6 protein-coding genes and 1 pseudogene are annotated in these 13,451 nt (G+C 42.4%); 1 reads left to right on the top strand and 6 read right to left on the bottom strand.

What is annotated here, in order from left to right; all coding sequences use genetic code 11:
- Nucleotides 1–30 precede the first annotated feature (30 nt).
- On the top strand, nt 31–1,941 hold the full coding sequence (locus JCM10512_RS01795) for a glycoside hydrolase family 97 protein (protein ID WP_244436825.1): 1,911 nt from the start codon (nt 31–33) through the stop codon (nt 1,939–1,941).
- A 92-nt stretch (nt 1,942–2,033) separates the two neighbouring features.
- Here the strand turns inward: JCM10512_RS01795 and JCM10512_RS23005 are convergent, their stop codons facing one another.
- The 6 genes and pseudogenes from JCM10512_RS23005 to JCM10512_RS01820 form a co-directional block, all read right to left on the bottom strand.
- Nucleotides 2,034–2,879 carry a glycoside hydrolase family 28 protein gene (locus tag JCM10512_RS23005; protein ID WP_200869087.1) on the bottom strand — a complete coding sequence of 282 codons (846 nt, stop codon included), beginning with the start codon at nt 2,877–2,879 and terminating at the stop codon, nt 2,034–2,036.
- 137 nt (nt 2,880–3,016) lie between these two features.
- Entirely contained in the window at nt 3,017–3,367 is a 351-nt protein-coding gene (locus JCM10512_RS23010; protein WP_052517075.1) for a glycosyl hydrolase family 28-related protein, read from the bottom strand.
- Nucleotides 3,368–3,716: 349 nt separating this feature from the next.
- Entirely contained in the window at nt 3,717–6,260 is a 2,544-nt protein-coding gene (locus JCM10512_RS01805) for a glycosyl hydrolase 115 family protein (protein WP_044159822.1), read from the bottom strand.
- 241 nt (nt 6,261–6,501) lie between these two features.
- Nucleotides 6,502–8,199 (bottom strand): RagB/SusD family nutrient uptake outer membrane protein, encoded by a 1,698-nt coding sequence (locus JCM10512_RS01810; protein ID WP_044159824.1) that lies wholly within the window; start codon nt 8,197–8,199, stop codon nt 6,502–6,504.
- A 19-nt stretch (nt 8,200–8,218) separates the two neighbouring features.
- Nucleotides 8,219–11,532 (bottom strand): annotated as a pseudogene (locus JCM10512_RS01815) (SusC/RagA family TonB-linked outer membrane protein).
- Between the two features lie 798 nt (nt 11,533–12,330).
- Nucleotides 12,331–13,419 carry a type I restriction endonuclease gene (locus JCM10512_RS01820; protein ID WP_044159826.1) on the bottom strand — a complete coding sequence of 363 codons (1,089 nt, stop codon included), beginning with the start codon at nt 13,417–13,419 and terminating at the stop codon, nt 12,331–12,333.
- Nucleotides 13,420–13,451 lie beyond the last annotated feature (32 nt).

The raw sequence follows: 13,451 nt of genomic DNA on the forward strand, positions 1-13,451 counted from the left end.
TCTATTTTAAATAACATGTTACATAAAAAAATGAAATCTCTCGCAATAGCTGCCATTGCATTAAGCATGGCAACGACTTGCTCTTGTTCACCAACAAAAGACACCGTATCCCCGAACGGAAAAATCAGTGTATCAGTGTATACAGAACACTCGCCTAATAAAAAACAGGGGCAGGCTTACTTTAGTATAAACTACCTGGAAGGTAAATCGAAGAAACAGATATTCTCAAAAGCCGGACTCGGACTGTGTACTGAACAACAACGCTTTGCAGATAACCTCCGTTTGGTTTCTGTTTCACCTCCGAAAGCTGTTAGCGAAAACTACAAAATGATAACAGGAAAACGGAGCCATTGCACCAACAAGGGTATTGAAAGAGTCTATCAATTTGAAAATGAGAATAAACAAACTCTGAAGATTGCTTTCAGGGCATATAATGATGGTGTTGTTTTCCGTTACCTGCTTGAAGACGTAGAAACAAAACCCACATTTGTAACCACCGAACTCACCTCATACCCTATTCCGGATGGGGTAAACAGATGGATGCAAACATATACCAACGATTATGAAGGATTCTTCCCATTGGCAACCAACGGAGAATCAAAAGAAAAACATATTTGGGGTTACCCAGCTCTGCTTGAACCACAAGACTCACTTTTCGTACTCATCACCGAAGCTAATATCCAGCATGGTAATAGTGGTTCCAGACTATACAATGGCGACCAACCCGACCAATACCAAGTGCGTATGCCCGACGAAAAAGTAGCTTTTAATCAAACGTTCACTTCTCCCTGGCGGGTGCTCATTATCGGTTCGTTGGCCGACATCGTTGAATCTACACTGGTTACGGACGTCTCAGAACCAAGCAAGGTAGAGAATACAGACTGGATTATTCCGGGTGCTTCGGCATGGATTTATTGGGCGCACAACCATGGTTCAAAAGATTTCCAATTAGTAAAAGCATATATCGATCTGGCTGCGAACATGCACTGGCCGTATAACCTGATCGATTGGGAATGGGATGTCATGGAAAATGGAGGAACCGTTCAGGACGCCATTCAATATGCCGAGGCAAAAGGAGTAAAGCCGATGTTATGGTACAATTCGGGAACGAGTTGGATTGGCCCAGGTGCTCCCGGACCATTAGATCGCCTGAACAGTAAAGAGAACCGGGAAAAAGAATATGCGCAGCTCCACAAGATGGGTGTTGCGGGAATAAAAATAGACTTCTTTGCCGTGGACGGTGCTGAGATGATGAATTATTATATGGATCTGCTGGAAGATGCCGCAAAATATAAGTTGATGATTAACTTTCACGGCGCTACGATTCCCCGCGGATGGCAAAGAACTTACCCGCATCTGATGACGGTAGAAGCTGTATACGGTTCCGAATGGTATAACAATCGGCCTATCTTAACCGAACGGGCAGCGGCTCACAATGCAACCTTACCTTTTACCCGCAACGTAATTGGTTCGATGGACTACACGCCGGGAACCTTCTCCGATTCTCAACACCCCCACATCACATCCCATGGACACGAATTGGCGCTTCCTGTAGTTTTCGAATCGGCTTTGCAACATATGCCCGATCGTCCGGAGACCTATTATGCCCTCCCCGATGAAGTAAAAGCATTCCTCTCGGAACTACCCACCGCATGGGATGACACAAAGCTCTTATCCGGCTACCCGGGTATGGATGTGGTTATCGCCCGGCGCAAAGGCGATACCTGGTATATTGGAGGCCTCAACGGAACGAACGAGAGCAGAACACTGAGTTTCACACCCGTTTTTTTAACCGGCTCTCCTAAAACAATGACTTTAATCCAGGATGGAACCGAACAAAAAAGCTTTAGCATAAAAAGTAACGTGCAAATAGAGGATTCAGAAGAGCATATAAGTATCGATTGTCTCCCCCGCGGCGGATTTGTAGCTATTATCAAGTAGACACGTTTATTGAGTGGCTGTTTGCATTCTATGCGCTTTGTATACTTGCGAAGTACATAGAATGCAACATCGTTCTTCACAACGAGAACTCTTTAATTATTAGGGCCAATGGTTATGCGTTGGCCCTTTCCACTGACACGGATTTCTTTACCATTAATATAGGTAGATTGGAACTTTATATTCTCCGCATTCTCCAGTTTCAAAGGTGTAATGGTATTATCGATCTTTACATTTGAGAAACAGATGTCTTTTATCGGAGATTCGGAATAGGCTTCTATAAAGATACCGCCCTTACCTCCATTCTTAGCTACGAGATTCTCTATATAAACATCCTTTATGGTAGGCATATTCGTACCTTTGTCCTCGTACAGCATGGTGAAGATAATCGCTTCATGCCCTACTTTGTCTATTTCGATATTACGCATATATACACTTTCAATTGTGCCACCCCGCATTGAGCTGGTTTTAATTCGGATTCCCCACATCGGTTTGGAGATCTTACAGTTTTCGATAAAGACGTTCCGGGCACCTCCTGAGATCTCACTTCCCAAGGCAATACCGGCATGGCCGTTTATCGTAGTACAGTTCTGAATGACGACATTCTCGCAAGGTATATTAAGTCTTCTACCGTCACGGTTGCGTCCGGACTTAAGCGCAATGCAGTCATCGCCCGTATCAAAGTGACTATCTTTAATCAACACGTCCTTACAGGATTCAGGATCACAGCCATCGGTATTCGGCCCATCGCTTAAAACCTTTACGCCTATAATACTTACGTTGCTACACAACACCGGATGGATTACCCACATGGGAGAACGCAGTATCGTGACGCCTTCAATCAATAGGTTCTGGCATTGATAGGGTTGTATAAATTGGGGACGAAGGTAGTAACCATTCCCGAATCTTCTTTCACCCACGGGCACATCTCGCTCCGCCATATCAAACAAAGCGGCTCTTTTATCCTTATCGGTTTGGTTGGGTGTCCCTTCTTTCCAACCATAGGCTTTTCTACCTTTCCAGGGCCACCAGTTTGCTTTGGCTGCTTGTCCATCGAGTGTACCTTCTCCGGTAATAGCTATATTCCGCTCGCCATAGGCATAGATAAGTGTGTGTAGTTCATGGCATCAACGCCTTCCCAACGGGTCTGAACCAATGGCAGATAATCATCCGGATGGGTAGAGAAGAGCAACGTAGCGTCTTTATGCAGGTGAAGATTGACATTACTTTTGAGATAGATGGGACCGGTGTAGTACTTCCCGGCAGGTATAACGACGCGCCCGCCACCCGCTCGATTGCATTCGTCAATAGCTCTCCGAATGGCCATACTACTATTAACGATCCCGTCTCCGATAGCTCCGTAATCGGTAATCAGAAAATCTTGATCGTTAAAGACTGGTGGCACGATACGCTTTAAAACCTTTTCCATGGTTGACCAAGGCTCAGACTCCTGAGCTTGGTATTCTGAAAACTAACACGACTAAAAACTGTTTAAGATTGATCTTGATCATATACTTTTCTATTATTCGATTTGACTTTTTCGTTCTAATCACCAACCATAAGTTTGCGAATAGGGCTTCTCGGGCACAACAACCGGAAACGATTTAAAGACGGATCTCATCCAAGGAGATTGTTTCATTACTGACAGAGTTGATCGTATCCGATGCAAATAGAATTTGTACGGCACAGATAAAAGACAATACTACGATACTAAACCTTTTCATTTTTGTTTCTCGTTTATTATTGAATAAATACGATTTCAGTTTGTCAGCCTGGTGTTAATAGGCCGGTTTTACAGGAAAGACATAGAACTTCCGATCGGGTTTAAAGTCAAGCATCCATTGATCAATCAACACATGGTTATCTAACGCTGTAATAGTTAACGTATGCTTTCCCTTTGTCAGTTGATGGGTGGTTTCTCGAATGGCCTGACCACGAAGCACATTTTGCTTCCATGACTCGGTGCGGAAACCTTCACGAAAAGAACAAACCTGCGGTTCGCCTCCATCCATACTTATACTGAAACGGATATCTCCTTTGTCATTAGGTTGGGTGGGAATAACAGCGGTGCGCAATATCGCTTCTCCCTGCAACGGGTTATCAAACTCAAACGTTATGCTTTCACCCTTAGGTAGTGAGACTGCATTCATGCTATGTCCCAGATTCTCTACCTTAAAGACTCCCTTGGTTGCTTTTACGTAATCAGCAGCGTTGTAGGCGATACAGTCTTCCAATTGGAGTTTAATCAAAGAGGTAACTTGCTTGTTTTCCATAGAAGCATACTTCTGAATGTCTCCATCTGTTGGGGTTATGGGCAACTTCGGGGGATTGAACACATACAGGTTACGAGGGTTGTGACACATGGAGTACTTCCATTTCCCACCGGTCATTTCATTGTTATAGTAGTCCGTTAGTTTCAAAATCTCTTGGTAGGCGTGCTGACTTTTCGCACTTGCTGTCAACAGTTCTACGTTTTGGCTCCACTGACTATCTGGTATTGTAGTAGCAATTGCCCGAGCACGTTGTGCTTCTAGCATTTTAGTCGCCATGGCTGCCGCACCAAACACCGCATATTTCAACTGTCCGAAGAAGGCATCTTTTCTATATGCAGGAATCAGAGCCTCAGCTTCGATTAGCATTTGTTTAACCGCTTCATAATCTTGCAAATATCGATCTAGTTCACCTCCGAACTCCGTCAGGCTAAATTCGGTGTCGGCTACTGACGACCAACCTCTTGCGTATTTTTTCTTATTAAGTTCGACTTGATTCCATCCCATAAATTCAGCTTTGCGAATAGCGCACAGCCGATAGTATTCGAGCATAGCCGGCAATAACTTCTTCCCTGCCGCATCGCCGTATTCACGACACAGCCATCTTTCGTGGTGTTCATTTAATGTGGAAGGTGATACAGAATTAATATCCCACGCCATATCCAAAAATAGTTCGAGGTCGTAGGCAGCCGGTTTGAGATCGTGCACATTGACAATCCATAAGCGACGAACATTGTGGTTGTAGGCTTCTTTCATCTCGTTGTAAACAAGTCCGGGCTGGATGGCGCATAGCCACATATAGTCATGCGGACGCCCCCAATAGTTCAGATGATAGTAAATACCTCCGCCGCCGCTACGCTTTTGTTGTTCAATATTGCTCAGGCGCGTCATATATCCATAGTTATCATCACACCAAGTTAAGATAACATCTTCCGGAATATCCAAACCATTCTCCATGACTTGAAGCACCTCCTTATAAGGTACAAACTGCTGAGGTATCTTTGCGACATCGGGACTGACATGCTCAGCCAGCAATTTACGTTGGTCGTCAATCACCCGCTGCAAGGCAGTTGTTTGTTCCTTTAGGGTCTTTACCCCTTCCATACCACTGTCATGAACGCCACGCATACCTATGGTATAGATATTTTCGTAACTATGAACTTCTTTCAGACGCTCCGTCCAATAGGTGGTTACTTGTTTCTTATTCGTGATATAGTTATACTTTCCGCGAAGTACTTCATCCCATTCACCCACATTGTTGCGCATCATCGGCTCACAGTGTGCGGTACCAATTACGATACCACAACTATCTGCTATTTCTTTCGCACCGGGAACAAAATAGAAAGGAACTGTAATACCATGCATACCGGGCCAAATGGTATTGGCACGCATACGAAGCAGAAACTTGAAGATCTCTTTGTATGTGCGCGGACCAATCATGCCATCAACTCCTTCCGGTTCAAAATGCTTCCAACTCCAGGGTTGTAATGTCCAGTCTTCATCGTTTATAAAGATGCCCCGGTACTCCACGGACGGACTTTGGAATGTACTGAACTTAGCAGGAAGTGTTAATCGGTTTTTCTTTTCAGGTAATACATCTCCCCACCATACCCAAGGGGAGACACCTGCCTTACGGGATAGTTCAAGAATACCATAAGCAGCTCCGCGCCCGTTACTTCCAACAATGAATAGTTGTTTCTTTGACGCCCGTCCCAACACGGAGATAAAAAAGGCGTCTTTCTTCGCAGAGATGCTATCAATGGGAATTCCCAAACGCTGCAATTCTTGCTTTTCTTTCTGGGAGAGAGCAGCCATATCTAGCTGAATGATACGGATCGTAGCTTCTTTCTCAGCAGTCTGCTGAGGTTGCATGCCCGTAACCTGTTCCATATCAGAGCAAAACATACCCAGTGCGACACCGACAACGGGAGAAGTTGACTCGGATACAGCATAAGTTATTGCCTGCTTTCCGTTATACCAAACGAAACTGTTCCCCAAAAGGAGCTGGCAGCATATCAAAGTGATGATTAATAAGAATGAACGTAAATGCATATCATTGTTTATTTATAGATTGTTTTTTAATTGTTCTAGTCAGATTACCCTTGCTATTTACAACGCAATAAGTAATCATCTACCTACTTGCGGAAATGCCAAGACCGCTTTCTCTAACTCCTGCAATTTGAACGAGTGAACCGTAGCAGTTGAGAGTCGCTAACTGCTACGGTTGGCAACTCTCATTCGATACAGTTGGGAATCAAGTTTTATTTATAGTCAAAGAATTAGACTCTATTCATTAATAGCCCGGGTTCTGATCAGCAGCAGTCAGCAACTTATTCGCATCTATAGCTGCCTGAGGAATAGGACGTAGCAACTTCTGTCCGATAGCTTGTTGGGCAAATCCCTTCAAACGAGGATTATAGAGGTTATTATATTCAACAAGTTTTTGTGTACGCCTCAAGTCAAACCACCGAGAACCTTGTCCAAACAGTTCGCATACGCGTTCTTTAAGTATGGCATCTATATCAATCGAAGTGGCCTTACTTAACTGTGCGCGTTGGCGAGTTTCGTTTAGACGATCCAATGCCTTCTCACTATTACCTGCTTTCAAATAGGCTTCGGCAGCTATCAGATACATTTCCGAAAGGGTAATAATATGTATATCACGATAATCGGTCTTCGTTGGATAACTAGCTGTGTTCGAATCATCAAACTTCCGACAAGGAGATCCTCCAAAAGAGTATTTCACAAATTCTTCGTAGCTAAGACCACTCGTCAGGTACTCCTGCGGATCATTCGTGTTATCATTCATTGGGATAATCCATGTATCCTTTCTATTTTCAGGGTCGAGCGCTTTCCAAGCTGCTATATCTTGTTCCGTTTCATACCAAGCCGAATAATAGCGTTTCAACGGAGTACCAATGAACGTCTCCCCATTTTTATACCAGTCCCAGTATGAATAAATCTGTGCGGCAGCAAGATCAGGCAGTTCTTTCATGAAAGTAACATTATAACGAATGTCACCTCGCTCAAAGCATTTCAATCCATGGAGGCTGATTACAAAAGAAGATGTACTACTTTTCCCGTGGTCTTCCTGTCCGCCGATAAGGTTGCAGTAGAAGGAATCCCAATAGTGTCCACCTCCAACTGTGTTATTAGCTGTAGCATAATCATATTCCACATCCCAGATAAACTCTTCATTATCATCTCCACTACCATCCGCTCTCCAAAGATCAGCAAAAGGCGTAGTCAGACCACGATTAGCAATTACCGCATCGGCTACCTGTGCAGCTTTCGCAAAGTATTCTGTTTTATTTAAATCCCAAGCCGCCGCCAAATAGGCCTGCCCCAATAAAGCACGAGCCGATTCAACACTGGCACGACCACCACCTTTCTCAGCTGTAGAAGCATCAAGAGCATTTGCATTTATGACTTCTTCCAGTTCTTCAATAATATAGGTGTATACATCTGAAGCAGAAGCCCGTGGGTATCCGGTGTGAATGTCGGAAACATATTCCTTCATCAAGGGTACACCTCCGAAGGTATTTACCAACAGATAATAATAATGGGCCGCCAATACACGTGCTTCATCCACACGCTTGTTGCGAAAGGCATCATCAATATTGGCTGCCGGCGCATAATGTTTCACCGCATAAGCCGCCCGAATACCCTGATAGCATTTCTCATACAACTCCTTCATCGAGGAGTTCTCGGGATTCAGCGTTTCATATTCGTGCAACTGATCGTTGATACGGCTACGCCCATCCGCATAAAGATCGGTACCGGCGTTAAAATAGGTGGGCACACTGGAGCCGGCATAGATATCGCGTAGTTTGGCATAAGCATTTGAGACCAAAAACTCAAATCCGGTCTTGGTAGAGAAATACTCTTTATCGGTTACGTTTGATTTGTTATCAGTAGTCAGAAAGTCTTCACAACTCATCATGGAGATGGAACAAACCAGAATTGTCAATATATGTATTATTCGTTTCATATTCGATATTCTTTATGGATTAGAATTTGATATTTGCACCTATTTGATAAGTCACTGATGCGGGACCACCGTTCGTTAATCTGGCATCACTCCATTCGGGATCAAAGCTTCATAATTGGTGAAGCAGAAAGGATTCAACACATTCACATACAACCGTAGATGTTGCATTCCGGCTTTCGCTATCCATTGTTTGGGGAAAGTATATCCTAAGCAAATGTTTTTCACCTTAACAAAAGATGTTTTCTGGTATTGGAACCCTTCTCCTTTCGCGCTACCTTTATCTGAGAAATAACCACCGGCAGAAGTGTCAGAGTTATTGGGATAAGGATATTTACCATAATGCGTCTCGGTAGCATATACAATATCACCGGTGGTATGATCGATTACCGGCGCACCTTTAGGTATGTAGAAGTCCATTGCCATGTGCTGGCTACCACGGTCAGACCACTTCATGTATTTTTCGTGGAAGTAGCTACGTGCCCATTGCCCCTGCTTCGTATAAACCATTACCGAGAAGTCGAAACCTTTATAGTTCATGGTGGAGCCAAGGCTACCGATCCATTTGGGGTCTTTACATCCAAAAATCTGTTTGTCGTCATCGCTAATCTGACCATCATTATTCCAGTCGTTTACGGCTACCTGCTTCATACCATTTGTATTTCGAGCCGTACTTCTCATAAAACTCTTGCAATGTGTAATGTATGTTTCCATCTTTCGTTCGCATCGTCACTCCTTTATCGGTAATGACATCGGTGTGTGTATAATCTCGTAAAACATTCAACGGTTCACCAATAAAGCGACTAGAAGCAACCTCGTCAACTTTACCATTGCTGAGTTCCAGAACTTTGTTCCAGTTACGTGAGTAATTCACGTTCAAATCCCAAGAGAAGTCTTTGGCTCTAATGACACCGAACTGCATTCCCAACTCGATACCGACATTACGAACCGAACCGACATTGAATGTAGCTTTGGATTCACCGGTTTCGAGCGGAACAATCCGGTCCATAATCTGTCCGTCGGACAGTCTGCGATAAACATCGGCAGTCAGGTTGACGCGGTTGTTCAAAACGGCTAAATCAAGACCGAAGTCGAACTCTTTCACCTTTTCCCAAATAAGGGCCGCATTAACTAGTCCGTTCGGATAATATCCTTGGACTTCGGAACCATCCAACACCACATAGCTTGGGCCAGATGCTGTCGACATTGTTACATAGTCGCTCACATTATTATTACCGGTGACACCGTAAGATAGTCGTAACTTTAAGTTGTCTAACCATTCATAGTCTTTCAGGAAGCTCTCTTCGGACATACGCCAAGCCAAAGCAACCGACGGAAACCATCCCCAACGATTACCTTCCGCAAAACGAGAAGAACCATCGGCACGCACTGTAGCCGTAGCCATGTATCGACTTTTATAAGAGTAGTTCAAACGAAGAGCACCCGATACAAGGGTTGATTCTGTATAGGACGAGCTAATCTCTTTATCGCCTGACGCTTTATTCATCGCATGGAATGAGAGCATATCATCGGATACCCCAAATCCCTTAAGGCCATACACTTCTTTATCTGACTTATACATGGAGAACAGTCCCATGGCTCCGAACGTATGGTCACCGATCGTTCTATTATAATCGATCTGGTTATCCCATGTCCAGTCCAAACGGTCGGTTGTTTGTACTTCCGCCGAATTGGTTCCGTTTATCTGGTAATAGTTCGACCCCAACGGATTACGATCGTTCACACCGGTTGAATTGAACATCCCTTGACGTCCATGATAAAAGTTTGGTGAGAAAGTAGTGGTAAACTTCATGCCATCCATAATATTGGCACGCATATATACATTACCAAACACGTGATACTTACGTATTTGATTGGTATAGTTTTCATCTTCAAAGTCATTCAACGGACTGATTGTAGATGTAAACTGATGTGATGATTCGAAAGGAATCTTAGAACCGGGATTATTTATGATATGCCCGTTTTCATCGTAAGGAGCAATAAAGGGATTGAAAGTAAAAGCGTTTTCATAGGGGCAATACGTCGTGTTCGTACTAAAATCGTCTTGTACTGTATAAGCCATATTCACAGAGAAACCGGCTTCAAAGACTTTGGATATTTTTCCGTCCAAAGCACCTTTTATGTTGTAACGTGCGTAATCATTGTGTTTAAACACATTCTGATCGCCTGATAACCGACACCTAAACGATAGGTAATTTTATCCGTAGCCCCGTTTGCACTAATATAATGATTCTGTTGGGCTCCCGTACGTGTCACAAGATCGGTCCAATCATAACCATCCATGCCCGACATCATCATTTCATATATCTTAGAGTCCCGATAATCGGCCCCTCCATCACGCTTCAGGAATGCTGTAGCCAGATTGGCCTCATCAATTTGATAATGGGGTACACCGCTAGCATCTACTCCTTTCCGACTTGAACCATCGTACTTCTTTCCATCTAGTAGTGTAAAACGCGCAAAGCGATAATCGATAAATTGTTGGGCATTCATGAAGTCGGGCATACGAGTAACTTTACGTATACCATAATAACCATCATAGGCCACGGATACACGCTGAGGTTTCCCGGCTCCTTTCGCTCCTTTGGTCGTAATCATAATTACGCCGGCAGAAGCACGAGAACCATAGATAGCAGTAGACGAAGCATCTTTCAAAATATCGACTCGCTCAATATCTTCCGGATTCAGGAAATCCATTGAAGAAGAAACGATTCCGTCAATAACATACAAAGGTGAGGCTTGCTTGTTAATGGAGGTTTGGCCACGTATTTGTATATCAAAGCCACCTCCGGCACGGCTGTTCGATTGCGTGATATTCACTCCCGGAACGGAACCTTGTAAAGCATCTTCCAAACGGGTAGAACCTCTGGCAACTAGTTTTTCGGAAGAGACAGAACCTACGGAACCTGTCAGGTCGGATTTCTTCATAGTACCGTAACCTACCACCACCACTTCATCCAGTGTTTGGGTCGATTCTCGCAAGGATATCTTCATATTGGACGTAGCTTTCAACGTTTGCATATAGTATCCAATATATGAAATAACAAGTTCAACACCTTCAGAACAACTGAGAGTGAATTTACCATCTAAGCCGGTAATTGTACCATTGGCGGTACCTTTCTCTAAAACGCTGGCTCCGATAATAGGATCACCATTCGCATCCGTAATAATTCCTCTGATTTGCCGAGTCTGTTGAGTCGAATGTGTTGAAAGGGCTTCCGTAGCAGCATACGCATAGCTACCACTCAAAAGAAAAATAAAACAAAACATAACCGCAATGAGCGATTGATGCTTCCCACAGAAATTAGAATTCATTAGCTAACCTTTTTTAATTAGACATTAAAGTTTTAACAGCAACAAAAGTACGGTTCAGGTTGCTATTACGGGATGAAGCATGTTTTTTTCAAGTTGAGGCATGTTTTTTACCCTACTTCGGAACATGTGTCTACCTCGTCTAACCAATTAGCTACTAATAATTCAACTATTTAGATGTTTACCAGATGTATACCAAAACATATAATCATTCGTTCCAAAAGAATATTTGTTTTGATTCGAAACAAGTATTCTTTTAGACAAGACCATACGGTCCCTTTTTAAAATCAAAAGGACTTAATAAACGTGAGAAGAGGAGGGCTTACTATGGGATCACTCGATATTGGGTGGGTATAAAAAGAAAAAGACTTGCGACAATATAAGAGGCTTCTTCTTTATCTTATTGAAGAAAACGATTATTCAAGGCTTCTTGTCCAGAAGCCATATAGCAAGTGGATAGCACCAAAGGCAGTTGTAGAGTCAAGATACGACTATTCTTTTCCGATTAGTGCATCCAAACTGTCATCTTTAGAATAGCCTAAATCGATTATATCGGCAACAACAATCTTGCCTCAACATCGAAGACTATCCTCTATGCGGGGCAATATCGAGGTCGAATCTGTTGAGACCAAATACATAATATATATTTGCTGCAGTATCAAACCGCAGTATGCAGATATTCATATTTCAATGATATACTTTCGTTATCCGATCAATTTAAAGATATTCAATTATTGTTTATTCTTGCTCGTACCACAAGAATAAACAATAATACAGCGAACTATAGAGGCACTTTTATAATTACTCTTTATTATTCTCCAGATACTTAATGGCAGATTTTATAATTTCGTCTGAGTAATTGTAGATCTCATCAAGCGATTGAATTTTAATCTTAGTTTCCTTTCTATCATCACCGACAAAAGCAATTTGCCAATTAGTCGGGGAATTCAGATAAAGCCTACAAATCGGTTTTCTATTATTATCATCAGCCAAGATTGCAAAGTAAGTTTGTGCGTCACGATAGACAACTCTTTCGCATGGGAAGTGAGGTCTTAAAATCGCTTTTACAATATAATATGCCTCAATCTCTTCATCTGTAGTCTGAATTTTATTGTCAGCCAATTGTTCACTTTCATCTACAGCCGACTCATTAGACACATTTATTTCTTGCTCAGCGGTCTCAGTTTTTAAGGCAGTTTTCAAGCGTTCGGAAATCGTATCACTAATCAGTCCTGCAATCGATTTCTTTACTAATATTGTAAATTGATCTAATATCTTAGATGTTATGGTTCCCGTATAGACCTGCTTTGCTAATAGCTTGGTAAATTCGACGCTTGGAGAAGTAAACTCCTTATTTAGAACAGCTTTCAATTCACTTGTATATTTCAATTCATTCGCTGAACTCAAAATATTCTCAATATCAAAATAAGCCTTATGGAACTTCTTGAGCTCTTCTACTAAATTGTTTTTTAAATCAGAAAAGTTAACCTCAAGAAAGGGCTTTTCATCCATTCTGTTAGGAGTCTCCAGATCTGTGTAGAATCTATAAATAATACCATTAGTTAAGATCCCAAATTTAGCATTGGACACATGAAAGTATCTTAGCAACTGATTATCATATAAGTTTAAGTCTTGCTTCCAATGCTTACACTCAACCAGAATAATAGGTTGCCCATCTTTGAGAATAGCATAATCTATTTTCTCTCCTTTTTTGGTTCCAATATCACATGTATACTCTGGCATAACCTCCAGTGGATTAAATACATCGTAACCTAATGCCTGTAGAAATGGCATAATTAATGCATTCTTTGTTGCCTCTTCAGTTTGAAGGTTCTCTTTCAGTTTCTCTGATCTATCGCAGAGTTGCTTAATTTGATCTTTAAAGTCCATAATCTGTATAGTATTAAATTGTATAAAATAAC

The sequence above is a fragment of the Bacteroides reticulotermitis JCM 10512 genome (genome assembly GCF_000517545.1).
In the GTDB taxonomy this organism is placed as follows: Bacteria; Bacteroidota; Bacteroidia; order Bacteroidales; family Bacteroidaceae; genus Bacteroides; species Bacteroides reticulotermitis.